This window comes from Pseudomonas sp. TE3899 (genome assembly GCF_056279105.1).
On record NZ_JBWBQR010000001.1, the window covers coordinates 6,181,257 to 6,207,571 of the forward strand.

Consider the following 26,315-nt stretch of genomic DNA (forward strand, 5'->3'; position numbering starts at 1 on the left):
GCAAGGCTTGGCAGTGGAGCCCTTGGGTAATTACCTTGTCAGAATTGGGGCTTTTCATTACCATTCGGCAAAATTTTTATAAGTACATAGATTTAACTTAGTAGATGCCTGATTTAACAGGCCACAAAGCTGATGGGAGAGGACTGAATGAGCAATGACGGCGTGAATGCAGGCCGGCGTCGCTTCTTGGTAGCAGCCACATCCGTGGTGGGTGCTGCAGGAGCGGTGGGGGCTGCGGTCCCGTTCGTGGGGTCATGGTTTCCCAGTGCCAAGGCGAAAGCCGCAGGTGCACCGGTGAAAGTGAATGTCAGCAAAATCGAGCCAGGCCAGCAGATGATTGCTGAGTGGCGCGGCCAGCCAGTATTCATTGTCCGCCGAACCGCGGAAATCCTGGGGAATCTGAAAAAGATCGAGGGCCAGCTGTCTGACCCGACCTCCAAGAACTCGACACAACCGACCTACGTCGATCCAGAAACGCGTTCGATCAAGCCAGAGGTCCTGCTGCTGATCGGTATCTGCACACACCTGGGTTGCTCGCCGACCTTCCGTCCTGAAGTGGCACCTGCTGATCTGGGCAAGGACTGGGTAGGTGGTTATTTCTGCCCTTGCCACGGTTCCCACTACGATCTGGCTGGCCGCGTCTACAAGTCGCAACCTGCGCCTTTGAACCTGCCAGTTCCCCCGCATTCCTATGAGACCGATGAGATCATTGTCATCGGCGTCGATACGGAGAAAGCGTGATGAGCAAGTTCATGGATTGGGTTGATGCGCGCTTTCCCGCGACCAAAATGTGGGAAGACCATCTCAGCAAGTACTACGCCCCGAAGAACTTCAACTTCTTCTATTTCTTTGGTTCCCTCGCGCTGCTCGTTCTGGTCAACCAGATCGTCACCGGTGTCTGGCTGACCATGAGCTACACCCCGTCGGCGGAAGAAGCGTTTGCGTCCGTCGAATACATCATGCGCGACGTCGAGTACGGCTCGATCCTGCGTCTGCTGCACTCCACCGGCGCTTCGGCGTTCTTCATCGTGGTCTATCTGCACATGTTCCGTGGCTTGCTCTACGGTTCGTACCAGAAGCCTCGTGAGCTGGTGTGGGTCTTCGGCATGCTGATCTACCTGGCGCTGATGGCGGAAGCCTTCATGGGTTACCTGCTGCCGTGGGGTCAGATGTCCTACTGGGGTGCCCAGGTGATCATCTCGCTGTTCGGTGCGATCCCGGTCATCGGCAACGACCTGACCCAGTGGATCCGTGGTGACTACCTGATTTCCGGTATCACCCTGAACCGCTTCTTCGCCTTGCACGTTGTGGCGCTGCCGATCGTGATTCTCGGCCTGGTGGTGTTGCACGTCCTGGCGCTGCACGAAGTCGGGTCGAACAACCCGGACGGCGTGGACATCAAGAAATTCAAAGACGAAAACGGCGTACCGCTGGACGGCATTGCCTTCCATCCGTACTACACCGTGAAAGATATCGTCGGCGTGGTGGTGTTCCTGTTCATCTTCTGCTCGATCGTGTTCTTCTTCCCTGAAATGGGCGGTTACTTCCTCGAGAAACCGAACTTTGAAGTGGCGAACGCCTTCAAGACCCCAGAGCACATCGCTCCGGTCTGGTACTTCACGCCGTTCTACGCCATCTTGCGGGCCATTCCGGACAAGCTCATGGGTGTTATCGCCATGGGTGCTTCGATTGCCATGCTGTTCGTCCTGCCTTGGCTCGACCGCAGTCCGGTCAAGTCAATGCGCTACAAGGGCTGGCTGAGCAAGATCTGGCTTTGGGTGTTCTGCATCTGCTTCGTGATTCTCGGCGTGCTGGGCGTATTGGCCCCAACCCCTGAGCGGACACTGGTGTCGCAGATTTGCACCTTCCTGTACTTCGCCTACTTCATTCTGATGCCGTTCTACACCAGGCTCGAGAAGACCAAACCGGTTCCGGAAAGGGTGACTGGCTGATGAAAAAGCTATTTGCTGTATTGATTCTTGCGGCCTTGCCGGTGTTTTCCTTCGCGGCCGAACACGGTCCTGAACTGGAAAAGGTCGATATCGACGTCTCCGATAAAGCGGCCATGCAGGACGGCGCACGTACGTTTGCCAACTATTGCATGGGTTGCCACAGTGCCAAGTTCCAGCGCTATGAGCGCGTTGCCGACGACCTGGGGATTCCTCACGATCTGATGCTGAAAAACCTGGTGTTCACCGGCGCCAAGATTGGCGACCACATGAGCATCGGCATGCAGCCGGCAGATGCCAAGACCTGGTTCGGTGCTGCGCCGCCGGACCTGACCCTGGTGGCTCGCGTTCGTGGCACTGACTGGCTCTACGGTTACCTGCGTTCGTTCTATGAAGACCCTGCGCGTCCCTGGGGCGTGAACAACAAGGTGTTCCCGAACGTCGGCATGCCTAACGTCCTGGTCGGCCTGCAAGGTCGTCAGGTGGTCGGCTGCAAACAGGTTCAAATCGTCGAGGACGGCAAGAAGCAGTATGATCCGCTGACCGGTACGCCGCTGACTCATGAAGCGTGCGATCAGTTGACCATCGTGCCGAAGAGCGGTGCGCTGAATGAAGAGCAGTTCGATGAGAAGGTCAAGAATCTGGTAACCTTCCTCGCTTACTCGGCTAACCCGGTAAAGCTGCAACATCAGCGCATCGGTACCTATGTATTGCTCTACTTGGCGTTCTTCTTCGTATTCGCTTACTTGCTCAAGCGTGAATACTGGAAAGACGTCCATTGATAAAGCTGTAAGCAATTGCTGTTGATCGCGCGCGCCCAGGGGCGTCTCTGAAGGTGTAACGAGTCTGGCGAGCCAGGCGTTACGGGAGGCGTCCTCTGGGCGCGCGCGTTTTTCCGCTTCCGATAATTTCAACAAGCGAGGAGGACCGCCATGGGCGTGACCAATCGGTTGGCCTGTTACTCCGACCCCGCCGACCACTATTCCCACCGAGTACGCATCGTACTTGCAGAGAAGGGTGTCAGCGCCGAGATCATTTATGTGGAAGCTGGTCGCCAGCCGCCTAAACTGATCGAAGTGAACCCTTACGGCAGCTTGCCCACCCTGGTCGATCGTGACCTGGCGTTGTGGGAGTCGACCGTGGTGATGGAATATCTGGATGAGCGTTACCCGCACCCGCCTTTACTGCCGGTTTATCCTGTGGCGCGTGCAAACAGCCGTCTGCTGATTCATCGTATTCAGCGTGACTGGTGTGGGCTGGTGGATCTGATCCTGGATCCCAAGTCCAAGGAAGCCGCCCGCGTCGTCGCTCGTAAAGAGCTGCGCGAAAGCCTGACTGGCGTGTCGCCGTTGTTCGCCGACAAGCCGTTTTTCCTCAGCGAGGAACAAAGTCTGGTGGATTGCTGCCTATTGCCAATACTCTGGCGATTGCCGATTTTGGGTATTGAACTGCCGCGGCCTGCCAAGCCGCTGCTTGATTACATGGAGCGCTCTTTCGCGCGTGAGGCTTTCCAGGCGAGTCTGTCTGGTGTCGAACGCGATATGCGCTAAGGCTTAAGGAGCCGCTATGAACTCCAGTCGACCTTATCTGGTCCGCGCGCTCTACGAGTGGATTGTTGATAACGATTGCACCCCGCACATGCTGGTCAATTCCGAATATCCGTCGGTGCAGGTGCCTCAAGGTTTCGCCAGTGACGGTCAGATAGTCCTGAACGTATCGCCGGCAGCCGTGCGTCATTTGCACATGGACAACGAAGCGGTCAGCTTCGAGGGGCGCTTCGGTGGCGTGCCACACACCCTGTTCGTGCCTATCGCTTCGATCCTGGGCATTTACGCCCGGGAAAACGGCCAAGGCATGGTGTTCGATCTGGAATCGCCTATGGAAGACGATGAAGAGATCGAGCCGGATGATGATGTCCCGCCACCCGACAACGAGCCGCCGCGTCCCAGCGGTCGACCGAGTTTGAAGGTGGTGAAGTAATAAAAAAGGCGATCCGAAAGGATCGCCTTTTTTATTACGTGTAGGAGCAGAGCTTGCTCGCGATGGCGATCTCAAGTACGCCATCGCGAGCAAGCTTTGCTCCTACGGGCGATGGCGGTCTCACGAGCGCCATCGTCGGCAGGTGTGGGTATCAGTCGATGTACTCAAACAACTTCACAATCTTCTGCACCCCGGAAACGCTCTGCACCAGGTTGGTGGCTTGAGCGGCTTCCTGCTTGGTCAGCAAGCCCAGCAGATAGACGATGCCATTTTCGGTGACGACCTTGATGCGCGAGCCCGGGATGTTCGGGTCGGTGAGCATCTGGGTTTTGATCTTGGAGGTCAGCCAGGTGTCGTTCTGGCGGGCCAGGAAGCCGGACGGCGGCAGGACTTGCAGCTCGTTATGGACCTTCTTCACGCGCTGGACCGCGGAAGCGGCCTGTTCGGCCTTGGCCTTGAGGTCGGCGGTGGGCGTTTGCCCGGCCAGCAGCACGACGCCGTTGAAGCTGGTGACGACGATGTGCGAGTCGTTATCCAGCGCCGGATCGGCCTTGGCGACGTTGACGCCGACCTTGGTGTCGATCAGGGAGTCGTCGATTTTACTGCCGAAGGTGCGTGTGCCGCGGTCATCTTCAATCGGTGCTTCGCGGCTGGCTTTAACCACCGAGGTGCAGCCGCTGATGCCGAGGCATAGGGTCAAGGCCAGAAGGCCTAGGCGATTAGGGGTCATTCTTCACTCCCGAACAGTTGGCTGTCGATCAAGTAGCAAAGGCAGTGGATCGTCAGCAGGTGGACTTCCTGAATACGTGCGGTGACATAGGCCGGTACGCGGATCTCGACGTCTTCAGGCAAAAGCAGCGACGCCATGCCGCCGCCATCGCGACCGGTCAATGCTACGACAATCATTTCGCGATCATGTGCGGTCTGGATCGCTTGAATAATGTTCGCCGAGTTACCGCTGGTGGAAATCGCCAGCAATACATCGCCCGGTCGGCCAAGGGCATGGATCTGTTTAGAGAAGATTTCGTTGTAGCTGTAATCGTTGGCGATTGAGGTGATCGTCGAGCTGTCGGTGGTCAGTGCGATGGCGGGCAGGCTCGGGCGTTCACGTTCGAAGCGGTTGAGCAGCTCCGACGAGAAGTGCTGGGCGTCACTGGCGGAACCGCCGTTACCGCAGGAAAGTATTTTGCCATCGTACAGGGCGTTGACCATCACCTGGCTGGCTTGCTCGATGTGCGGTGCAAGTACGTCCATCGCCTGTTGCTTGGTGTCGATACTGGCCTGAAAAAGCTGGCGAATTCGGGATTGCATGTCCATCTGTGTGACCTTAATTAGCGCGGCTACCTGGCACATGAATGTGCAGCCCGCAAAGCAAAGAGCAAAAATGTTGGGTGAAAGTGTCCGGTTCGAGGTGCAAGCCATCAGCTGTCGAAGGCATTCTGCAGCCAGTTCAGCTGATCCAGGTGGCTGTCGATGGCAACCACGTCGAAGCGGCAAGGGGAATTGGCCCAACGCGACTCGCGCTGAAGAAAATACTGCGCGGCGAAAATCAGTTTCTGCCGTTTGCGCCCATCGATGCTATCGAGCGCGCCACCCCATTGAGTGTTTTTTCTGTAGCGGACTTCAACGAATACTACTGTATCGCCATCAAGCATGACCAGATCAAGCTCGCCGCGTTTGCACAACCAGTTCTGCGCCAGCAGGCGCAGACCCTGTTGTTGAAGATGCTCGAGCGCATGGCGCTCGGCATCTTTGCCGCTTTGCTGGCGTGACCGGTCAGGCATCAGCGCGGGGTGTCCGGCAGGCGTTGAACCTGGCCATTGACGAACTGTGCCCACGGCATCTGGCGAACCACGCGTTGGTTCTGGGTCATGCCCAGGCTGCCCGACTGACCTTCGATGCGGCTGTCCGGCAAGGTCTTGAGCTGTCCCAGGCGCGGTGCCAGGCGATAAGCGTCAACACCCATCGCGAACAAGCGGCCGAGGCTGGTACCGGCCTGTGGCCATTGTGCAGTGACCTGTTTGCGCAGTGGGTCATTGACGTCCAGCAGCCACGGAGTTTCGCAGAAGCGAACGCCGTTCATGTCGTTGTACTCGTTTACGTCGCCGCTGGCACTGAACACATTGGAGGTCGCATAAACAGGCACATCACCGGCGTACTGGAAGTTCAGGGTCGGTTTGATCTGTTGCGCCTGTTTCGGGGAGGCCGCAAGGAAGATGAACTCGATGTCCTGACGACGGGAAGGTTGTGCGGCGACTTGCGAGCCTACGGTGCTCTGCAAGGCCTTGGCGCGGCCTTCGCTCTGACGCAGTTGGAACATGTCGGCAATCTGTTGCGCCAGTTGTACCGGTTGGTCAATGTGCTCGACGGCGACGATGCTACCGCCATTCGCCTGCCAGTCCTGACTGAACGCCTTCAATACGCGGTCGCCCCATTCACCTTTCGGCACCATGGCGGCGGCGCGATGCAGGCCGTCGGCACGAGCGCGGCGGGACACTTCGCGGGCTTCGTCTTCAGCAGCGAGGCCGAACTGGAACAGCTGGGCCGGTCCTTGTTCACCTTCGCTGTAATTCAGCGCCAGGGTGGTGATAGGCAATTGCGGGCGAAGGCTGAGCTGTTTGACCAGCGGCTTCTCCAGCGGGCCGATGACCAATTGCACTCCGTCGGCCTGGGCCTTGCGATAGAACTCGTCCAGCGACATCCGTGGCGGCACCATGGTCATTGGCGAGCTGTCATAAAATACGATGGCTGGCGGTTTCTGCCCGGCTTGTTGCGCCTGATAGTGAGCAGCCACGATACCTTCGCGCAGTGCCTTGCTGGCCGCCGCCAGCGGGCCGTCTGTCTGAGGTAGCAGCACGGCGATTTTGCCCAGGGGCTGGCTGGCCAGTTCCTTGAGTTGGGTCAGTGGCAGTGGCAGTTGAAGCGCAGCCGGGTGCTTTGGATTCTGTGCGCGCCAGTTGTCGATCGCTGCTTGCTGCTGTTCCAGGGTGCCGGCGGTTTTCACCGCCAGGGCCAGGCTCATCCAGCCGCCGAGGTCATCGGTGGTGGTCGGCTGCAATTGATCGGTCGGCAGCGAGGCGATCAGGGTCCAGATCGCTTCATGGTTCTTGCTGGCGGCCTCGCCTTCGAGCATCGGGGCAATAAAGATACGTTCCCGTGCAGCGGCCAGGGTCTGGCCATCAGCTTCCAGGGCGCGGGCGTGAACGGTACCGGTGCGAACCTGTTGCTCGACGGGCAGTTCGCCCAGGCGTTGCAGGCTCGGATGGCTCAAGGCCGTCAACGCCGCTTTTGGCTGATTGCGCACCATGGCCAGTTCAGCCGCCAGGGTACTGGCGAAGACCTGTTGGCCCGGCTTGAGTTGTTCCACCGGCACTTGTTGCAGGATTTGCGCGGACTGGCCGGCGTTGCCCTGGCGGTAGGCCAGGTCTGCCGCGCTCAGGCGAAACAGCGCGGCTTGTTCCGGCGTTTTGCTTTGAGCGGCCTTTTCGAGCAGTTGCTCGATACTGGCATCCGGGGTGCGTGGAAGTTCGCCAAGGCTGGATGACGATGTGCTGGCGCAAGCCGCCAGCAGGGCAGCGAGGCAGAGGGCAGTGAACAGCCGCAGGCAAGCGATCATGTAGTGTTCCTGTTACTCGATCAAATAAGCGTGGAATTGTACCCAAGCACTGGCCGGGGCGCGATGTTACTGGCATGAAACTGTCAATTAACTGCTGCAAACGTTGCGCAACTGCACAAAAGGTCGCAAAACCGAGGGTGGCTTGCGCGTATCGCAAGTGTCTCTACGCGTTACAATGGCGACTTTTACCGATCATGAGGTGTGCGCTTTGACTGCTCCAGGTGCTTTGAATTCCGCTGCTGGCTCGCTTTATGTGGTGGCGACGCCCATCGGCAACCTGGACGACATCAGCGCCCGTGCGCTGAAAATCCTGCGTGAGGTGGCATTGATTGCCGCCGAAGACACGCGTCACTCCCAGCGTTTGATGCAGCACTTCGGTATCCCGACGCCGCTGGCAGCCTGCCATGAGCATAATGAGCGCGATGAAGGTAGCCGTTTTATTACGCGCCTGCTGGCCGGCGACGATGTGGCGTTGATCTCTGATGCCGGGACGCCGCTGATTTCCGATCCGGGTTATCACCTGGTGCGCCAGGCGCGTGCGGCGGGGATCAATGTGGTGCCGGTGCCGGGCGCCTGTGCCTTGATTGCAGCGCTGTCGGCGGCGGGTCTGCCGTCGGATCGCTTTATCTTCGAAGGCTTCCTGCCGGCCAAGGCCGTGGGGCGCCGGGCGCGCCTGGAATTGGTCAAGGAAGAGCCGCGTACGCTGATTTTCTACGAAGCTCCGCACCGCATCCTTGAATGTCTGCAAGACATGGAACTGGTGTTCGGCGGCGAGCGTCCGGCGTTGCTGGCCCGGGAAATCACGAAAACCTTCGAAACGCTCAAGGGGCTGCCGCTCGCCGAGTTGCGCGAATTCGTCGAGTCCGACAGCAATCAGCAGCGCGGTGAATGCGTGGTGCTGGTGGCCGGTTGGTCGGCACCGGAGACGGAGGATGCGGTCAGCAGCGAAGCCGTGCGCATCCTCAATCTGTTGCTCGAAGAAATGCCGCTCAAGCGTGCGGCAGCCTTGGCGGCGCAAATTACCGGCGAGCGCAAGAATGTGCTGTATCAAGTTGCGCTGGATCAGCAGAAGAGCGAGTAGAAACCTGACGTGCAGGAGCGGCCAAAGGCGTTTAGCGCTTGTTCTTCGGGCGCTCTGCCGTTAACCTTTGCGCCGGAGAGTCGATTGGACAGTCGCTGCCCTCTATGAAAATTAGGGGGGGGAGGAAAGTCCGGGCTCCATAGGGCGAAGTGCCAGGTAATGCCTGGGAGGCGTGAGCCTACGGAAAGTGCCACAGAAAATAACCGCCTAAGCGCTCAAGCGCCGGTAAGGGTGAAAAGGTGCGGTAAGAGCGCACCGCGCGACTGGCAACAGTTCGTGGCTAGGTAAACCCCACTTGGAGCAAGACCAAATAGGGTCCCAAGGCGTGGCCCGCGCTGGGACCGGGTAGGTTGCTAAAGATGTCCAGTGATGGCCATCGTAGACGAATGACTGTTCAAGACAGAACCCGGCTTACAGATCGACTCTCCACCTTTTTCATTCCCTGCCTGAATCATCAGGCAGGTGCTGATGGCAGGCTTTTGTGATATTCATTAGCCTGTACTGACAGCACTTTACAAATCTCCCCGCGACACCGATTTCCCTCCGTACTTAAACACCAGCAGACCCTCCGTCGTAATACCGAAAAAATCTTACTCTTAACAAACTACTTTAACTTTCGAGCGCAGCCATCCGTGCTGAATCAAGTTATTGGTCAAAAACAAACGCCAGATTCTCGTTACCCCTGCTTTTACGCTCCTAAATCTCCGTTCTGTAAGGCTTTTCCTTTAATCCGCGCCTTGACGGTGTGGTGGGCGCATTCCTATAGTGTGCGCAAGTGGCGGAAAGTGGCATGAAGTGGGTTTTTTGAGCTCAAAACGCTAAAAATTGGAGAAACGCAGACGTGTTTCGCGGAGCTAACGCAATCAGTCTCGATGCAAAGGGCCGTCTCGCTATGCCGAGCCGGTACCGTGACGAGTTGGTTTCGCGCAGTTCCGGTCAATTGATCGTGACAATCGATGCCGTTGATCCGTGTTTGTGTGTTTATCCCCTCGATGAGTGGGAAATTATTGAAACCAAACTGCGCGCACTGCCTTCGCTTCGCGAAGAGAACCGCCGCCTGCAACGTTTGCTGATTGGTAATGCCGTCGACCTCGAACTCGATGGCAGTGGTCGTTTTCTGGTTCCGCCGCGTCTGCGTGAATATGCCAAGTTGGATAAGCGCGCAATGTTGGTGGGCCAACTGAACAAGTTCCAATTATGGGACGAGGATGCCTGGGATGCGGTTTCTGCCGCTGACCTGGCTGCTATTCAACAACCGGGCGCCATGCCTGATGAACTGCGTGATTTGATCCTGTGACTATTGATAGCGGCTTTAACCACATCACCGTACTGCTCGACGAAGCCGTGGAGGCTCTCGCCGTACGTCCTGATGGCTGCTATCTGGACGGCACGTTCGGACGCGGCGGACATAGCCGGTTGATCCTCAGCCAGCTCGGCCCCGATGGCCGGGTGCTCGGATTTGACAAGGATCCTCAAGCGATTGCCACTGGGCAAACGCTAGCGGCCGAAGACGGCCGCTTTGTCGTTGTGCAGCGCAGCTTTGCCGAGCTGGGGTCGGAAGTGGCCGAACGCGGTCTGGCCGGCAAGGTCAGCGGTGTTTTGCTCGACCTCGGCGTGTCGTCGCCGCAGCTCGACGACCCTGAACGCGGCTTCAGTTTCCTCAACGATGGCCCGTTGGACATGCGCATGGACCCGTCCCGCGGGATCAGTGCGGCCGAATTCGTCAACACCGCGCCGGTGGAAGAAATCGCCCGGGTGTTCAAGGAATACGGCGAAGAACGTTTCTCCGGCCGCATGGCCCGTGCCGTGGCCGAGCGCCGCGACATCAAGCCGTTCGAGCGCACTGCCGACCTGGCAGAAGTCCTGAAAGTCGCCAATCCGGCGTGGGAAAAGGGCAAGAACCCGGCCACCCGCGCGTTCCAGGGCCTGCGCATTCACGTCAACAACGAACTGGGCGATCTGGAGGCCGGCCTCGAAGCCGCGCTGGAAAGCCTGGAAATCGGCGGTCGCCTGGTGGTCATCAGCTTCCATTCCCTGGAAGACCGCATCGTCAAACTGTTCATGCGCAAGCTGGTGAAAGGCGAAGCCGACAACCTGCCGCGCAACCTGCCGGTCCGTCACGTCGCTTTCGAACCGAAAATCAAAGTCCATGGCAAAGCGCAGTCCGCCTCCGAGGCCGAACTCAAAGCCAACCCACGTTCTCGTAGCGCCATCATGCGCGTCGCGGAGAAGCTGCGGTGAGCAAGCTTTTCGCCAAGCCACTTCCCGGCGGAAGCTTTTTCATGATGCTGCTGTTCATCGGCGTGCTCGTGTCTGCCATCGGCGTGTCCTACAGCGCCCACTGGAACCGCCAGCTGTTGAACTCGCTGTACAACGAGTTGAGCGTGCGCGACAAGGCGCAGGCCGAGTGGGGCCGGTTGATTCTCGAACAGAGCACCTGGACCGCCCATAGCCGTATCGAAGTGCTGGCCACCGAACAACTGAAAATGCGCATCCCTGGTGCCGCTGAAGTACGGATGGTGGCGCCATGATGAAAATCGAAGGTGCACTCTTCCCTTGGCGGTTCCGCGTGGTGCTGGGTTTGCTCGGCATCATGGTCGCCGCAATCTGCTGGCGCATCATCGACCTGCAAGTGGTCGACCGTGACTTCCTCAAAGGGCAGGGCGATGCGCGCAGCGTTCGTCACATTCCTATTCCGGCTCACCGTGGTCTGATCACCGACCGTAACGGCGAGCCGTTGGCCGTGAGTACCCCGGTCACCACGCTGTGGGCCAACGCCAAGGAAATGCAACTGGCCAAAGAGAAGTGGCCGGCACTCGCCGCCGCGCTGGGCCAGGACCCCAAAGCCCTGAGCGAGCGCCTCGAAGCCCAGGCCAACAAAGAATTCATCTATCTGGTGCGCGGCTTGACCCCCGAGCAGGGCCAGTCGGTACTCGATCTGAAAGTGCCCGGCGTCTACGGCATCGAAGAGTTCCGCCGTTTCTATCCTGCCGGCGAAGTCACCGCGCACATGGTCGGCTTTACCGACATCGATGATCACGGGCGCGAAGGCGTCGAGCTGGCCTACGACGAATGGCTGGCCGGGGTCGCCGGCAAGCGACAGGTCATCAAGGATCGGCGCGGCAGACTGATCAAGGATGTCCAGGTCACCAAAAACGCCAAGGCCGGCAAGCCCTTGGCGTTGTCCATTGACCTGCGCCTGCAATACCTGGCCAACCGCGAACTGCGCAACGCGATCATCGAGAACGGCGCCAAGGCCGGCAGCCTGGTGATCATGGACGTGAAGAGCGGCGAAATCCTGGCCATGGTCAACCAGCCGACCTACAACCCGAACAACCGTCGCAACCTGCAACCGGCGATGATGCGTAACCGCGCGATGATCGACGTGTTCGAACCCGGTTCGACCATGAAGGCGATCTCCATGAGTGCCGCCCTGGAAACCGGGCGCTGGAAGCCGAGCGACACCGTCGAGGTCTATCCGGGTACCTTGCAGATTGGTAAGTACACCATCAAGGACGTATCGAAGTCCGAAGGCCCGGTGCTCGACCTGACCGGCATCCTGATCAACTCCAGCAACGTCGGCATGAGTAAGGTCGCGTTCGATATCGGCGGCGAAGCCATTTTCCGCCTGGCGCAGAAAGTCGGCCTCGGCCAGGACACCGGCCTCGCCTTCCCGGGCGAGCGCGTCGGCAACCTGCCGAACTACCGCGAATGGCGCAAGGCTGAAACCGCCACGCTGTCGTACGGCTACGGTATTTCGGTGACGGCGATCCAGTTGGTCCACGCCTTCTCGGCACTGGCTAACAACGGTCGCATTGCGCCGCTGACCCTGATCAAGACTGACAAGCCACCGCAGACCACCCAGGTGATCCCGGAAAACGTCGCCAAAACCATGCAAGGCATGCTGACCCAGGTGATCGAGGCCCCGCGCGGTGTATTCCGTGCGCAGGTGCCGGCGTATCACGTGGCCGGCAAGTCGGGTACTGCGCGTAAGACCTCGGTGGGCACCAAAGGCTATGCCGAGAATTCCTATCGCTCGCTGTTCGCTGGTTTCGGCCCGATGAGCGATCCGCGTTTCGCCATCGTCGTAGTCATCGATGAACCGACCAAGGCCGGTTACTTCGGTGGCCTGGTATCGGCGCCGGTGTTCAGCAAAGTGATGTCCGGGACCTTGCGCCTGATGAACATCACCCCGGACAACCTGCCGCCGACCCAACAGGCCAACGCAGCACCGGTCGTTCCGCTGAAAGCCAATGGAGGGCGCGGCTGATGTCTCTGAGTCTGAATAAAATTTTTGCCCACGCCGGTCGTGATCTGTTGATCCGCGAACTGACCCTCGACAGCCGCAATGTGCGGGCAGGGGACTTGTTCCTTGCGGTCCCGGGCGGCAAGTTCGACGGGCGCGCGCACATTGCCGATGCCTTGCAGCGCGGTGCGGCTGCCGTGGCTTATGAAGTCGAAGGCGCCACCGTGCTGCCGATTACCGATGCGCCGCTGATTCCGGTCAAAGGCCTGGCGGCGCAGTTGTCGGACATTGCCGGGCGCTTCTATGGCGACCCGAGCCGCCACCTGAACCTGGTCGGCGTGACCGGCACCAACGGCAAAACCAGCGTGACCCAATTGGTTGCGCAAGCCCTGGATCTGCTCGGCCAACATTGCGGCATCGTCGGCACCCTGGGCACCGGTTTCTACGGCGCGCTGGAAAGCGGCCTGCACACCACGCCAAACCCGATTGCCGTACAGGCGACCCTCGCCGACCTGAAAAAGGCCGGCGCCAAAGCCGTGGCCATGGAAGTGTCTTCCCACGGTCTGGATCAGGGGCGCGTGACCGCCTTGGCGTTCGATGTGGCGGTGATGACCAACCTGTCCCGGGATCATCTGGATTACCACGGCACCATGCAGGCCTATGGCGAAGCCAAGGCCAAGCTGTTTGCCTGGAACGATCTGAAGTGCCGGGTGATCAACCTCGACGACGAATTCGGCCGTGAACTCGCGGCTGATAAACGTGAGTCGCGCTTGATCACCTACAGCCTGGAAGACGCCAGCGCCTACCTGTATTGCCGCGAAGCGCAGTTCGACGACGAAGGCGTGCGCGCCACGTTGGTCACGCCGCAAGGCGAGCACCATTTGCGCAGCACCTTGCTCGGTCGTTTCAACCTGAGCAACGTCCTGGCTGCGGTCGGTGCCTTGCTCGGCCTGGACTACGCGCTGGACGAAATCCTCAAGGTCCTGCCGAAACTCGAAGGCCCGGCCGGTCGCATGCAGCGCTTGGGCGGCGGTACTCAGCCACTGGTGGTGGTCGATTACGCCCATACCCCGGATGCGCTGGAAAAAGTCTTGATGGCCCTGCGTCCACACGCCAAAGGCCGGTTGTTGTGCCTGTTCGGTTGCGGCGGTGATCGCGATCGCGGCAAGCGCCCGCTGATGGCCGAAGTGGTCGAGCGCCTGGCCGATGGCGTGCTGGTCACCGACGACAACCCGCGCACCGAAGACCCGTCCGTCATTTTCGACGACATCCGCGCCGGCTTCACGGCTGTGGATAACGTCACCTTCGTGGCTGGCCGTGGCCAGGCGATTGCCCAGTTGATCGCCAGTGCCTCGGCGGATGACGTCATTGTCCTGGCCGGCAAAGGTCACGAGGACTATCAGGAAATCAACGGCGAGCGCCACGCGTTCTCCGATCTGGTCGAGGCCGATCACGCCTTGACCGCGTGGGAGGTGGCCCATGCTTAAAGCCTTGAAACTGAGCGAGCTGACCAGCGTGCTGAAGGCGCGCCTGGTGGCTGCCGACGCCAGTTTCGACGGTGTCAGCATCGACAGCCGTGCGATCAAGCCAGGCCAGCTGTTTATTGCCCTGACCGGTCCACGCTTCGATGGTCATGACTACCTCAATGACGTAGCCGCCAAAGGCGCCGTAGCGGCGTTGGTCGAGCGTGAAGTCGCCGACAGCACGCTGCCGCAGCTCATTGTGAAAGATACGCGCCAGGCCCTCGGCCAGTTGGGCGCGCTGAACCGTGCGGCCTATAACAACCCGGTCGCGGCCGTTACCGGTTCCAGCGGCAAGACCACGGTCAAGGAAATGCTCGCGAGCATCCTGCGCACCCGCGGTCCGGTGCATGCGACCCGTGGCAACCTGAACAACGACCTCGGCGTACCGCTGACCCTGCTCGAACTGGCGCCGGAACATACCGCCGCCGTGATTGAACTCGGTGCTTCGCGCCTGGGCGAAATTGCCTACACCGTGGGCATGACCAAGCCCCACGTGGCCATTCTTAATAACGCAGGGACCGCCCACGTCGGCGAGTTCGGCGGGCCGGACAAAATCGTAGAAGCCAAGGGCGAGATTATTGAAGGGCTGGAGGCCGATGGCGTCGCCGTGCTCAATCTCGACGACAAGGCGTTCGGCATCTGGAAGACCCGTGCTGCCGGTCGCAAAGTGCTGACCTTTGCCCTGAACAACCCCAGTGCCGATTTCTACGCCAGCGATCTGGACCGCGACGCTCGCGGTTGCCCGGCGTTCAACCTGCACAGCCCCGAAGGTGTGGAGCGGGTGCAACTGAACCTGCTCGGCACCCATAACGTCGCCAATGCCATGGCCGCCGCCGCGGCTGCCCATGCCCTGGGCGTGTCGCTGTTCGGCATCGCCACCGGCCTTGGCGCGGTACAACCGGTCAAGGGCCGCACCGTTGCGCAACTGGCGACCAACGGCATGCGCGTGATTGATGACACTTACAACGCGAACCCCACCTCCATGTGCGCTGCCGTTGATATACTCGCCGGCTTTTCCGGCCGCACCGTTCTGGTGCTCGGGGATATCGGCGAGTTGGGCGACTGGGCGGAGCAGGGGCACCGCGACGTGGGCGAGTACGCCCGTGGCAAGGTTTCTGCGCTTTACGCAGTCGGGCCAATGATGGCTCACGCCGTGAACGCATTCGGCCCGCAGGCCCGGCACTTCAGCACTCAGGCTGAACTGATCGAGGCCCTGGGCGCCGAGCAAGATACAAACACCACTATTTTGATCAAGGGCTCGCGCAGCGCTGCGATGGAAAACATCGTCGCCGCTTTGTGCGGGTCCAGTCTGGAGAAACATTAATGCTGCTGCTGTTAGCGGAGTACTTGCAACAGTTCCACAAAGGCTTCGCGGTCTTTCAGTACCTGACCCTGCGCGGGATCCTCGGTGTGCTGACCGCGTTGGTTTTGTCGCTGTGCTATGGCCCGTGGATGATCCGCACGTTGCAGAACCGTCAGATCGGCCAGTCCGTTCGCAACGATGGTCCGCAATCGCACCTGTCCAAGTCGGGCACCCCGACCATGGGCGGCGCACTGATCCTGTCGTCCATCGGCGTCAGTACGCTGCTTTGGGCTGACCTGAGCAACCGCTATGTCTGGACCGTGCTGTTGGTGACCTTGCTGTTCGGCGCCATCGGTTGGGTCGACGACTACCGCAAGGTGATCGAGAAAAACTCCAAAGGCCTTCCAAGCCGCTGGAAGTATTTCTGGCAGTCGGTGTTCGGCCTGGCCGCGGCGCTCTTCCTTTATATGACCGCGACCACCCCGGTGGAAACCACCCTGATCCTGCCGATGCTCAAGGATTACAGCATTCCACTGGGCGCAGGTTTTGTGGTCCTGACCTATTTCGTGATTGTCGGTTCGAGCAACGCGGTCAACCTGACCGATGGCCTCGATGGCCTGGCGATCATGCCGACCGTGATGGTCGGTGGCGGCCTGGGGATCTTCTGCTACCTGTCCGGTAACGTGAAATTCGCTGAATACCTGCTGATCCCTTATGTACCGGGCGCGGGTGAACTGATCGTGTTCTGCGGCGCCTTGATCGGGGCGGGCCTGGGCTTTCTCTGGTTCAACACCTATCCGGCGCAAGTCTTCATGGGCGACGTCGGCGCACTGGCGCTGGGCGCAGCCCTGGGCACCATCGCAGTGATCGTCCGTCAGGAAATCGTCCTGTTCATCATGGGCGGCGTGTTCGTGATGGAAACCCTGTCGGTGGTCATCCAGGTAGCTTCCTTCAAGTTGACCGGGCGCCGCGTGTTCCGCATGGCACCGATCCACCACCACTTTGAACTCAAGGGCTGGCCTGAGCCGCGCGTGATCGTCCGTTTCTGGATCATCACCGTGATTCTCGTACTGGTCGGCCTTGCCACCCTGAAGCTGAGGTAGAACGAGTGTCTCTGATCGCTTCTGACCACTTCCGCATCGTTGTCGGCCTCGGCAAGAGCGGCATGTCCCTGGTTCGCTTCCTGGCGAACCGGGGCACGTCGTTTGCCGTGGCCGATACGCGGGAAAATCCACCGGAACTGGCCACGCTCAAGCGTGACTATCCGCACGTGGAAGTGCGTTGTGGCGAGCTGGACGTCGAGTTCCTGTGCCGCGCCGACGAGCTCTACGTGAGCCCCGGCCTGGCGCTGGCGACCCCGGCCCTGCAGGCTGCCGCCGCCCGTGGCGTGAAATTGTCCGGCGACATCGAGCTGTTCGCGCGTAACGCGAAGGCGCCGATTGTCGCCATCAGCGGTTCCAACGCGAAAAGCACCGTTACCACCCTGGTTGGTGAGATGGCTGCGGCGGCAGGCAAGCGTGTGGCGGTCGGCGGTAACCTCGGTACGCCGGCGCTGGATTTGCTCAGCGATGACGTCGAGTTGTACGTGATGGAACTGTCGAGCTTCCAGCTCGAAACCACCGATCAACTCAACGCCGAAGTGGCGACTGTGCTTAACGTCAGCGAAGACCACATGGACCGCTACAGCGGCCTGCCGGCCTATCACCTGGCCAAGCACCGGATCTTCCGCGGGGCCAAACAGTTTGTGGTCAACCGTCAGGACGCCTTGAGCCGTCCGCTGATGGGCGAGGGCCAGCCATGCTGGACCTTCGGTTTGAGCAAACCTGATTTCAAGGCGTTCGGTATCCGCGAAGAGGACGGCGAGAAGTACCTGGCCTTCGAATTCCAGAACCTGATGCCGGTGCGCGAGTTGAAGATTCGTGGCGCCCACAACCAGTCCAACGCCCTGGCGGCATTGGCGCTGGGTCACGCCGTCGGCCTGCCGTTCGACGCGATGCTGTCGAGCCTGCGCACCTTCGCCGGCCTGGAACATCGTTGCCAATGGGTCCGTGATCTGGATGGCGTCGGCTACTACAACGATTCCAAAGCCACCAACGTCGGCGCCGCACTGGCCGCCATCGAAGGCCTGGGCGCGGACATCGACGGCAAGGTCGTGCTGATCGCCGGTGGCGATGGCAAGGGTGCCGAATTCAAGGATCTGCGCGATCCAGTAGCGGTCAATTGCCGCGCGGTCATTTTGATGGGCCGCGACTCCGACAAGATCGGCGAGGCCATTGGCGACCCCGTGCCGCTGATTCGCGTCGGCTCGCTGGTCGAAGCCGTCGAGCAATGCCGCGCCGCTGCGCACCCGGGCGATGTGGTGCTGCTGTCCCCGGCCTGCGCCAGTTTCGACATGTTCAAGAATTACGAAGACCGTGGTCACCAGTTCGTCCGCGCTGTGGAGGATCTGGCATGAGCCTGCGAAATATCATCAAGCCGTATCCATCGCCCATCATCACCGGGCGCGGTATCGACCTCGACTTCCCGATGCTCGTCGGTTGCCTGGCGTTGATCGGCCTGGGGCTGGTCATGATCGCCTCGGCATCGACCGAAGTGGCGGCCGTGCAGTCGGGCAGTGCCCTGTACTACATGACTCGCCACCTGATCTACATCGTGCTGGGTCTCGCTGCCTGCATCGTCACCATGATGATTCCGATCGCCACCTGGCAACGCCTGGGCTGGCTGATGCTGATTGGCGCGTTCGGCCTGCTGGTGATGGTGATCGTCCCCGGCATCGGCCGCGAAGTGAACGGTTCGATGCGCTGGATCGGGTTCAGTTTCTTCAACGTGCAGCCATCCGAGATCGCCAAGGTGTTCGTGGTGATTTACCTCGCCGGTTACCTGGTGCGTCGGCAGAAAGAAGTGCGCGAGAGTTGGATGGGCTTCTTCAAGCCATTCATCGTGCTGCTGCCAATGGCCGGTCTGTTGCTGATGGAACCGGACTTCGGTGCCACCGTTGTAATGATGGGCGCGGCGGCGGCGATGCTGTTCCTCGGCGGGGTCGGGCTGTTCCGGTTCTCCTTGATGGTGGTGCTGGCGGTCGGGGCTGTGGTGTTGTTGATTCAGGTGCAGCCGTATCGAATGGCGCGCCTGACCAACTTCGCGGATCCGTGGGCCGACCAGTTCGGTGCCGGCTATCAGTTGTCGCAAGCCTTGATTGCGTTTGGTCGCGGTGAATGGCTGGGCGTTGGCCTGGGCAACAGCGTGCAGAAACAGTTCTACCTGCCGGAAGCGCATACCGACTTCGTGTTCTCGGTCCTGGCCGAAGAACTGGGGGCCGTGGGCTCCTTGTGCACCGTCGCGCTGTTCGTCTTCGTCTGTATTCGTGGCATGTACATCGGTTTGTGGGCTGAGAAGGCCAAGCAGTTTTTTGCGGCGTATGTGGCCTACGGCTTGTCGTTCCTGTGGATTGGTCAATTCCTGATCAACATTGGGGTGAACGTCGGCCTGCTGCCGACCAAGGGCCTGACCCTGCCGTTCCTCAGTTATGGCGGTAGCTCGTTGGTGATCTGCTGTGCCTGTCTCGGCTTGTTGCTGCGCATTGAGTGGGAGAGTCGAACCCACCTGGGCAGTGAAGAGATGGAGTTCCATGAGAGTGACTTCGCCGAGGAGCCACCCCATGGGCGCTAACGTATTGATCATGGCGGGCGGCACCGGCGGGCACGTGTTCCCGGCGCTGGCCTGTGCTCGTGAGTTCCAGGCCCGCGGTTACACCGTGCATTGGCTTGGCACCCCGCGCGGCATCGAAAACGACCTGGTCCCGGCGGCCTGTCTGGAACTGCATCGCATCAATGCCACTGGCCTGCGGGGCAAGGGCAAGCTGTCGCTGCTCAAGGCGCCGTTCATGTTGCTCAAGTCGATCTGGCAGGCGCGGGCGATCATTCGCAAGCTGCGGCCGGTGTGTGTGGTCGGCTTTGGCGGGTATGTGACGGGCCCTGGCGGTGTTGCGGCCAAATTGTCTGGCGTGCCGGTCATCGTTCACGAGCAGAACGCCGTCGCCGGTACCGCCAATCGGTTGCTCATGCCGTTGGCCGCCCGGGTGTGTGAAGCGTTCCCCGACACCTTTACCCTGTCGGACAGCCGTCGGACCACCGGTAACCCGGTGCGCACCGAGCTGTTCCTCGACACACCGCGACCCGCTCTGGCCGGTCGCAAGGCGCGTTTGCTGATCCTGGGCGGAAGCCTGGGCGCAGAACCGTTGAACAAGTTGCTGCCTGAAGCCCTGTCGCAAGTCGCCGCCGACCTGCGCCCGGAAGTGTTTCATCAGGCCGGCAGAAACCACGATGAAGTGACTGCGCAGCGCTATCGCGAGGCAGGCGTCGAGGCGCAAGTGCAGCCTTTCATCAAAGACATGGCCCAAGCCTATGGCTGGGCCGACCTGGTGGTGTGCCGAGCCGGCGCGTTGACCATCAGTGAACTGGCCGCCGCCGGTCTGCCCTCGATGCTGGTGCCTTTGCCCCACGCAATCGACGATCACCAGACCCGCAACGCCGAATATTTGGCCCGTGAAGGCGCTGCCTACCTGATGCCGCAAAGAACGACTGGCGCCGCAGATCTTGCCGCACGCCTGACAGAGGTCCTGATGCAACCGCAACGACTCAATGACATGGCCAACGCGGCCCGCCGCCTGGCGAAACCTGATGCAACCCGTAACGTTGTCGACACCTGCCTGGAGGTGGCCCATGGTTGAGAATCAGAAAGCCATGCCGCACCCGGAAATGCGCCGCATCCGTCGCATCCACTTCGTCGGCATCGGCGGCGTGGGCATGTGCGGTATTGCCGAAGTGTTGTTGAACCTGGGCTATGAAGTGTCCGGTTCCGACCTCAAGGCATCGCCGGTGACCGAGCGCCTGGAATCCTTTGGCGCGCACATCTATATCGGCCACCGCGCCGAGAACGCCGCGAACGCCGATGTACTGGTTACGTCCAGTGCCGTGAACACTTCCAACCCGGAAGTCGCCACCGCCCTGGAACGCCGGATCCCGGTGGTGCCCCGTGCCGAAATGCTCGCCGAGCTGATGCGCTATCGCCACGGCATCGCCGTCGCCGGCACGCACGGCAAAACCACGACGACCAGCCTGATCGCTTCGGTGTTCGCCGCCGGTGGCCTGGACCCTACGTTCGTCATCGGTGGCCGTCTGAATGCCGCGGGCACCAATGCCCAGCTCGGCACCAGCCGTTACCTGATCGCCGAAGCCGACGAAAGCGATGCGAGCTTCCTGCACTTGCAGCCGTTGGTGGCCGTGGTCACCAACATCGACGCCGACCACATGGCGACCTACGACGGTGACTTCAACAAACTGAAGAAAACCTTCGTCGAGTTCCTGCACAACCTGCCGTTCTACGGTTTGGCGGTGGTGTGCCTGGACGATCCGGTGGTGCGCGAAATCCTGCCGCTGGTCAAACGCCCGACGGTGACCTATGGCTTCGGCGACGACTGCGACGTGCGCGCAATCAATGTGCGCCAGCAAGGCATGCAGACCTTCTTCACCGTGCTGCGTCCTGAGCGCGAGCCGCTGGATGTCTCGGTGAACATGCCGGGCAACCACAACGTATTGAACGCTTTGGCGACCATTTGCATCGCCTCCGACGAGGGTGTCAGCGATGAAGCCATCGTCCAGGGCCTGTCCGGGTTCCAGGGTGTCGGCCGGCGCTTCCAGGTCTACGGCGAACTGCCGGTAGACGGCGGCAACGTGATGCTGGTCGATGACTACGGTCACCACCCGACCGAAGTCGCAGCAGTGATCAAAGCCGTACGCGGTGGCTGGCCGGAGCGTCGTCTGGTGATGGTGTACCAGCCGCACCGTTACAGCCGCACGCGGGACCTGTACGACGATTTCGTCAATGTATTGGCCGACGCCAACGTGCTGCTGCTGATGGAAGTCTATCCGGCCGGTGAAGAACCGATCCCGGGCGCCGACAGCCGCAAGCTGTGCAACAGCATCCGCCAGCGCGGTCAGCTGGACCCGATCTACATCGAGCGCGGTGTCGACCTCGCGCCAATCGTCAAGCCGCTGTTGCGTGCCGGCGACATCCTGCTGTGCCAGGGCGCCGGTGATATCGGCGGCCTTGCGCCGAAATTGTTGAACAGTCCGTTGTTCGTGGGTGCGGTTGCCGCGCCTGCCGTGGGGAAGTTGAAATGACTGCTGCTTACGCCAACCTCGTCTCCACCCTCGCGCCGAAAGACTTCGGCCGCGTCGCCGTGCTGTTCGGCGGCAAGAGTGCCGAGCGTGAGGTGTCCCTGAAGTCGGGTAACGCCGTTCTCGAAGCGCTGCAAAGCGCCGGTGTGGATGCGTTCGGCCTCGACGTCGGCGATGACCTGTTGCAGCGTTTGCTCAACGAAAAAATCGATCGCGCCTTCATCATTCTCCACGGTCGTGGCGGTGAAGACGGCAGCATGCAGGGCCTGCTCGAATGCCTGGGCATTCCCTACACCGGCAGCGGCATCCTGGCTTCGGCTTTGGCCATGGACAAGCTGCGTACCAAGCAGGTCTGGCACAGCCTCGGGATTCCGACGCCACGCCACGCCGTACTGAGTTCGGAGGCCGATTGTATTTCGGCGGCGACGGAACTGGGCTTCCCTTTGATCGTCAAACCGGCCCATGAAGGTTCAAGTATCGGTATGGCCAAAGTGAGTTCCGCGTCGGAGTTGATCGACGCCTGGAAAGCGGCCGCTACCTACGATTCGCAAGTGTTGGTCGAGCAATGGATTCAAGGTCCGGAGTTCACCATCGCCACCCTGCGTGACCAGGTGTTGCCACCGATTGCCCTGGGCACGACGCACAGCTTCTACGACTACGACGCCAAGTACGTGGCTTCCGATACCCAGTACCGGATCCCGTGTGGCCTCGACAGCCACAAAGAAAAAGAACTGATGGACCTGACGGCCAAAGCCTGTGAGGCGCTGGGTATTGCCGGTTGGGGCAGGGCAGACGTGATGCAGGACGCCGATGGGCAATTCTGGTTCCTGGAAGTCAACACCGCACCGGGCATGACCGATCACAGCCTGGTGCCGATGGCGGCCCGTGCTGCCGGTCTGGATTTCCAGCAATTGGTCCTGGCGATTTTGGCCGCAAGCATTGAGCCGCGAGGGTAAGACCATGCAAGGCGCTCAGTTGAGACATCAGCCCCCCGCACCACCCGGCCGCAAGCCGGTGCCGCGGGGTGCCAGCCGAATGGTGGCCAAAGAGCCGATGTCTGCGCGCCTGCCGAAAGCCAATTTTGGTTTTCTCAAAGCCTTGTTCTGGCCGGTGCTGTTGGTTGCGCTGGGTTTCGGCACTTACGAAGGCGCGCAGCGTTTGCTGCCCTACGCCGACCGGCCGATCACCAAGATCAATGTGCAGGGCGATTTGAGTTACATCAGCCAGCAAGCGGTGCAGCAGCGGATCGCCCCGTACGTGGCGTCGAGCTTCTTCACCATCGACCTGGAGAGCATGCGCACCGAGCTGGAAACGATGCCATGGATTGCCCACGCCGAAGTGCGTCGGGTGTGGCCGGACCAAGTGGTGATTCGCCTGGAAGAACAGCTGCCGGTGGCCCGTTGGGGCGACGAGTCGCTGTTGAACAACCAGGGCCAGGCGTTCACCCCGCGTGAGCTGGCGAACTACGAACACTTGCCACAGCTGTTCGGCCCACAACGGGCCCAGCAGCAAGTGATGCAGCAATACCAGGTGCTGAGCCAGATGCTCAGGCCATTGGGCTTCTCGATTGCACGCCTGGAATTGCGTGAACGAGGCAGCTGGTTCCTGACCACCGGTGCCGGTAGTTCTGGCCCGGGGATCGAACTGCTGCTGGGACGCGGCAACCTGGTGGAAAAGATGCGCCGCTTCATTGCCATCTACGACAAGACGCTTAAAGAACAGATTACGAACATTGCGCGCATCGATCTGCGCTACGCCAACGGCCTCGCTGTTGGCTGGCGGGAACCTGTAGCGCCCACGACAGCCCAACCCGCTGTCGCGAAGAATTAAGAAGAGGCAGGACCCATGGCAAACGTGCAAAGCGGCAAAATGATCGTCGGTCTCGATATCGGCACCTCCAAGGTGGTGGCGCTGGTCGGCGAGGTCTCGGACGACGGCACGCTCGAAATCGTCGGGATCGGCACTCATCCGTCCCGCGGCCTGAAGAAAGGCGTGGTGGTGAACATCGAGTCCACCGTGCAGTCGATCCAGCGCGCCATCGAAGAAGCGCAGCTGATGGCCGGTTGCCGGATCCACTCGGCGTTCGTCGGCGTGGCCGGCAATCACATCCGCAGCCTGAACTCCCACGGCATCGTGGCGATTCGTGATCGCGAAGTCAGCGCCGCCGACCTTGAACGCGTCCTCGATGCGGCCCAGGCCGTGGCGATCCCGGCTGACCAGCGCGTGCTGCACACCCTGCCGCAGGATTACGTGATCGATAACCAGGAAGGCGTTCGTGAGCCGCTGGGCATGTCGGGCGTACGTCTGGAAGCCAAGGTCCACGTGGTCACCTGCGCCGTCAATGCCGCACAGAACATTGAAAAATGCGTGCGCCGCTGCGGCCTGGAAATCGACGACATCATTCTCGAGCAACTGGCCTCGGCCTACTCGGTCCTGACCGACGACGAGAAAGAACTGGGCGTGTGCCTGGTGGACATCGGCGGCGGCACCACTGACATCGCGATCTTCACCGAAGGCGCGATCCGTCACACCGCCGTGATCCCGATTGCGGGCGACCAGGTGACCAACGACATCGCCATGGCGTTGCGCACCCCGACCCAGTACGCCGAAGAAATCAAGATTCGCTACGCCTGCGCCCTGGCCAAACTGGCCGGTGCCGGGGAAACCATCAAGGTCCCAAGCGTGGGCGACCGTCCACCGCGCGAGCTGTCCCGCCAGGCCCTGGCCGAAGTGGTCGAGCCGCGTTACGACGAGCTGTTCACGCTGATCCAGGCCGAACTGCGTCGCAGCGGCTACGAAGACCTGATCCCGGCCGGCATCGTGCTGACCGGCGGTACGTCGAAAATGGAAGGCGCGGTCGAACTGGCCGAAGAGATCTTCCACATGCCAGTCCGCCTGGGCGTGCCGCACGGCGTCAAGGGCCTGGATGACGTGGTCCGCAACCCGATTTATTCCACTGGCGTTGGCCTGTTGATGTACGGCCTGCAAAAGCAGTCCGACGGGATTTCGTTCTCGGGCATCAGCAGCCGCGACAGTTACAGCAATGAAGAAGCCAAACCCGCCTTGCTCGATCGCATCAAGAGCTGGGTGCAAGGCAACTTCTGACGAAGCAGTTTCAAGCGGCAAGCGACAAGCAGCAAAAGCAGTAGGCGAAAAAACTAGAGAATGTAAAGGAGAGGGAAAATGTTCGAACTCGTAGACAACATCCCCGCAAGCCCGGTTATTAAAGTTATCGGTGTTGGCGGAGGCGGCGGCAACGCTGTCAACCACATGGTCAAGAGCAACATTGAAGGCGTCGAATTCATCTGCGCCAACACTGATGCCCAGGCGCTGAAATCCATCGGCGCGCGGACCATCCTGCAACTGGGTACCGGTGTGACCAAAGGTCTGGGCGCCGGCGCCAACCCTGAAGTAGGTCGTCAGGCCGCTCTCGAAGACCGTGAGCGCATTGCCGAAGTCCTGCAGGGCACCAACATGGTGTTCATCACCACTGGCATGGGCGGCGGTACCGGTACCGGTGCTGCGCCGATCATTGCCGAAGTGGCCAAGGAAATGGGGATCCTCACCGTTGCGGTGGTGACCCGTCCGTTCCCGTTCGAAGGCCGCAAGCGTATGCAGATCGCCGACGAAGGTATCCGTCTGCTGTCTGAAAGCGTCGACTCGTTGATCACCATTCCCAACGAGAAGCTGCTGACCATCCTCGGTAAAGACGCAAGCCTGCTGTCGGCTTTCGCCAAGGCTGACGATGTACTGGCCGGTGCCGTTCGCGGTATCTCCGACATCATCAAGCGCCCGGGCATGATCAACGTCGACTTTGCCGACGTACGGACTGTCATGAGCGAAATGGGCATGGCGATGATGGGCACTGGCTGCGCCAGCGGTCCGAACCGTGCACGCGAGGCCACCGAAGCGGCCATTCGCAACCCGTTGCTTGAAGACGTGAACCTGCAAGGTGCACGCGGCATCCTGGTGAACATCACCGCCGGTCCTGACCTGTCCCTGGGTGAGTACTCCGACGTGGGTAGCATCATCGAAGCTTTCGCTTCCGAGCACGCGATGGTCAAGGTCGGTACCGTTATCGATCCGGACATGCGCGACGAGCTGCACGTAACCGTGGTTGCCACGGGTCTGGGCGCGAAAATCGAGAAGCCTGTCAAGGTTATCGACAACACCATGCACACGTCCGTGGCTTCGCAGCCGCAGCAACAAGCGCCTTCGCGTCAGGAAGCGCCTGCTGTGAACTACCGTGACCTGGACCGTCCGACCGTCATGCGCAACCAGGCTCAGGCCGGTGCTGCGACTGCCGCGAAGATGAATCCGCAAGACGATCTGGACTACCTGGACATCCCGGCATTCCTGCGTCGTCAGGCTGATTGATGGAATGTATCAGGGCTATGAAGGTGATTGGTGTTCAGCAAAGGCATGGTCTGCTATCATC

At 60.5% G+C, this 26,315-nt stretch carries 25 protein-coding genes and 1 other RNA gene; 22 read left to right on the top strand and 4 right to left on the bottom strand.

Annotated features, from left to right (window positions below; translation table 11 throughout):
* Positions 1-147 precede the first annotated feature (147 nt).
* The 5 genes from petA to ACZ89E_RS28190 all read left to right on the top strand — a co-directional run bounded on the left by petA (position 148) and on the right by ACZ89E_RS28190 (position 3,929).
* A complete protein-coding gene (petA, locus tag ACZ89E_RS28170) occupies positions 148-741 on the top strand; it encodes a ubiquinol-cytochrome c reductase iron-sulfur subunit (RefSeq protein WP_054045584.1) in 594 nt (197 codons plus the stop codon).
* Entirely contained in the window at positions 741-1,952 is a 1,212-nt protein-coding gene (locus ACZ89E_RS28175; RefSeq protein WP_149661100.1) for a cytochrome b, read from the top strand. Before petA ends, ACZ89E_RS28175 begins: the two co-directional genes overlap by 1 nt.
* Complete coding sequence (locus ACZ89E_RS28180) at positions 1,952-2,731, top strand: cytochrome c1 (protein ID WP_149661099.1); 780 nt, start codon at positions 1,952-1,954, stop codon at positions 2,729-2,731. The genes ACZ89E_RS28175 and ACZ89E_RS28180 overlap by 1 nt, the downstream gene beginning before the upstream one ends.
* 150 nt (positions 2,732-2,881) lie before the next feature.
* Positions 2,882-3,499 (top strand): glutathione S-transferase N-terminal domain-containing protein, encoded by a 618-nt coding sequence (locus tag ACZ89E_RS28185; RefSeq protein ID WP_047303097.1) that lies wholly within the window; start codon positions 2,882-2,884, stop codon positions 3,497-3,499.
* 16 nt (positions 3,500-3,515) lie between these two features.
* Positions 3,516-3,929 carry a ClpXP protease specificity-enhancing factor gene (locus ACZ89E_RS28190; protein ID WP_054045578.1) on the top strand — a complete coding sequence of 138 codons (414 nt, stop codon included), beginning with the start codon at positions 3,516-3,518 and terminating at the stop codon, positions 3,927-3,929.
* Positions 3,930-4,080: 151 nt separating this feature from the next.
* Here ACZ89E_RS28190 and ACZ89E_RS28195 read toward each other — a convergent pair whose 3' ends face one another.
* The 4 genes from ACZ89E_RS28195 to ACZ89E_RS28210 form a co-directional block, all read right to left on the bottom strand.
* Positions 4,081-4,659, bottom strand: a complete 579-nt coding sequence (locus ACZ89E_RS28195; RefSeq protein ID WP_123410152.1) for a BON domain-containing protein — start codon at positions 4,657-4,659, stop codon at positions 4,081-4,083.
* Positions 4,656-5,246 carry a phosphoheptose isomerase gene (locus ACZ89E_RS28200; protein ID WP_149661098.1) on the bottom strand — a complete coding sequence of 197 codons (591 nt, stop codon included), beginning with the start codon at positions 5,244-5,246 and terminating at the stop codon, positions 4,656-4,658. Before ACZ89E_RS28200 ends, ACZ89E_RS28195 begins: the two co-directional genes overlap by 4 nt.
* A 104-nt stretch (positions 5,247-5,350) precedes the next feature.
* A complete protein-coding gene (locus tag ACZ89E_RS28205; RefSeq protein ID WP_463258442.1) occupies positions 5,351-5,713 on the bottom strand; it encodes a YraN family protein in 363 nt (120 codons plus the stop codon).
* Entirely contained in the window at positions 5,713-7,545 is a 1,833-nt protein-coding gene (locus tag ACZ89E_RS28210) for a penicillin-binding protein activator (RefSeq protein ID WP_149661096.1), read from the bottom strand. The genes ACZ89E_RS28205 and ACZ89E_RS28210 overlap by 1 nt, the downstream gene beginning before the upstream one ends.
* A gap of 175 nt (positions 7,546-7,720) precedes the next feature.
* Here ACZ89E_RS28210 and rsmI point away from each other — a divergent pair, with 175 nt between their 5' ends.
* The 17 genes from rsmI to ftsZ all read left to right on the top strand — a co-directional run bounded on the left by rsmI (position 7,721) and on the right by ftsZ (position 26,254).
* Entirely contained in the window at positions 7,721-8,626 is a 906-nt protein-coding gene (gene rsmI, locus ACZ89E_RS28215; protein ID WP_476256816.1) for a 16S rRNA (cytidine(1402)-2'-O)-methyltransferase, read from the top strand.
* Between the two features lie 76 nt (positions 8,627-8,702).
* An RNA gene (gene rnpB / locus ACZ89E_RS28220) (RNase P RNA component class A) lies at positions 8,703-9,056 on the top strand.
* Positions 9,057-9,467: 411 nt separating this feature from the next.
* Positions 9,468-9,923, top strand: a complete 456-nt coding sequence (gene mraZ / locus ACZ89E_RS28225; RefSeq protein ID WP_008147486.1) for a division/cell wall cluster transcriptional repressor MraZ — start codon at positions 9,468-9,470, stop codon at positions 9,921-9,923.
* A complete protein-coding gene (rsmH, locus tag ACZ89E_RS28230; RefSeq protein ID WP_169373143.1) occupies positions 9,920-10,867 on the top strand; it encodes a 16S rRNA (cytosine(1402)-N(4))-methyltransferase RsmH in 948 nt (315 codons plus the stop codon). The genes mraZ and rsmH overlap by 4 nt, the downstream gene beginning before the upstream one ends.
* A complete protein-coding gene (ftsL, locus tag ACZ89E_RS28235) occupies positions 10,864-11,157 on the top strand; it encodes a cell division protein FtsL (RefSeq protein WP_133840304.1) in 294 nt (97 codons plus the stop codon). Before rsmH ends, ftsL begins: the two co-directional genes overlap by 4 nt.
* Entirely contained in the window at positions 11,154-12,896 is a 1,743-nt protein-coding gene (locus tag ACZ89E_RS28240) for a peptidoglycan D,D-transpeptidase FtsI family protein (RefSeq protein WP_149661094.1), read from the top strand. Before ftsL ends, ACZ89E_RS28240 begins: the two co-directional genes overlap by 4 nt.
* Positions 12,896-14,359, top strand: a complete 1,464-nt coding sequence (locus ACZ89E_RS28245; protein WP_149661093.1) for a UDP-N-acetylmuramoyl-L-alanyl-D-glutamate--2,6-diaminopimelate ligase — start codon at positions 12,896-12,898, stop codon at positions 14,357-14,359. The genes ACZ89E_RS28240 and ACZ89E_RS28245 overlap by 1 nt, the downstream gene beginning before the upstream one ends.
* Positions 14,352-15,719: a UDP-N-acetylmuramoyl-tripeptide--D-alanyl-D-alanine ligase gene (locus ACZ89E_RS28250; RefSeq protein WP_149661092.1), complete on the top strand. Its 1,368-nt coding sequence runs from the start codon at positions 14,352-14,354 to the stop codon at positions 15,717-15,719. The genes ACZ89E_RS28245 and ACZ89E_RS28250 overlap by 8 nt, the downstream gene beginning before the upstream one ends.
* Positions 15,719-16,801: a phospho-N-acetylmuramoyl-pentapeptide-transferase gene (gene mraY / locus ACZ89E_RS28255; protein WP_149661091.1), complete on the top strand. Its 1,083-nt coding sequence runs from the start codon at positions 15,719-15,721 to the stop codon at positions 16,799-16,801. The genes ACZ89E_RS28250 and mraY overlap by 1 nt, the downstream gene beginning before the upstream one ends.
* Before the next feature lie 5 nt (positions 16,802-16,806).
* Entirely contained in the window at positions 16,807-18,153 is a 1,347-nt protein-coding gene (gene murD / locus ACZ89E_RS28260; RefSeq protein WP_476256817.1) for a UDP-N-acetylmuramoyl-L-alanine--D-glutamate ligase, read from the top strand.
* Positions 18,150-19,367 carry a putative lipid II flippase FtsW gene (ftsW, locus tag ACZ89E_RS28265; RefSeq protein ID WP_149661089.1) on the top strand — a complete coding sequence of 406 codons (1,218 nt, stop codon included), beginning with the start codon at positions 18,150-18,152 and terminating at the stop codon, positions 19,365-19,367. Before murD ends, ftsW begins: the two co-directional genes overlap by 4 nt.
* Complete coding sequence (murG, locus tag ACZ89E_RS28270) at positions 19,357-20,427, top strand: undecaprenyldiphospho-muramoylpentapeptide beta-N-acetylglucosaminyltransferase (protein WP_476256818.1); 1,071 nt, start codon at positions 19,357-19,359, stop codon at positions 20,425-20,427. Before ftsW ends, murG begins: the two co-directional genes overlap by 11 nt.
* Entirely contained in the window at positions 20,420-21,880 is a 1,461-nt protein-coding gene (murC, locus tag ACZ89E_RS28275) for a UDP-N-acetylmuramate--L-alanine ligase (protein ID WP_149661087.1), read from the top strand. The genes murG and murC overlap by 8 nt, the downstream gene beginning before the upstream one ends.
* On the top strand, positions 21,877-22,833 hold the full coding sequence (locus ACZ89E_RS28280) for a D-alanine--D-alanine ligase (RefSeq protein ID WP_149661086.1): 957 nt from the start codon (positions 21,877-21,879) through the stop codon (positions 22,831-22,833). Before murC ends, ACZ89E_RS28280 begins: the two co-directional genes overlap by 4 nt.
* Before the next feature lie 4 nt (positions 22,834-22,837).
* Positions 22,838-23,707, top strand: coding sequence for a cell division protein FtsQ/DivIB (locus ACZ89E_RS28285; protein ID WP_054045546.1), 870 nt, complete (start codon positions 22,838-22,840; stop codon positions 23,705-23,707).
* A 15-nt stretch (positions 23,708-23,722) separates the two neighbouring features.
* Positions 23,723-24,982 carry a cell division protein FtsA gene (gene ftsA / locus ACZ89E_RS28290; protein ID WP_054045544.1) on the top strand — a complete coding sequence of 420 codons (1,260 nt, stop codon included), beginning with the start codon at positions 23,723-23,725 and terminating at the stop codon, positions 24,980-24,982.
* Positions 24,983-25,060: 78 nt separating this feature from the next.
* The gene (ftsZ, locus tag ACZ89E_RS28295) at positions 25,061-26,254 is read left to right on the top strand and encodes a cell division protein FtsZ (RefSeq protein ID WP_033061342.1); all 1,194 of its coding nucleotides are present in this window, start codon (positions 25,061-25,063) and stop codon (positions 26,252-26,254) included.
* The last annotated feature ends 61 nt before the right edge of the window (positions 26,255-26,315 follow it).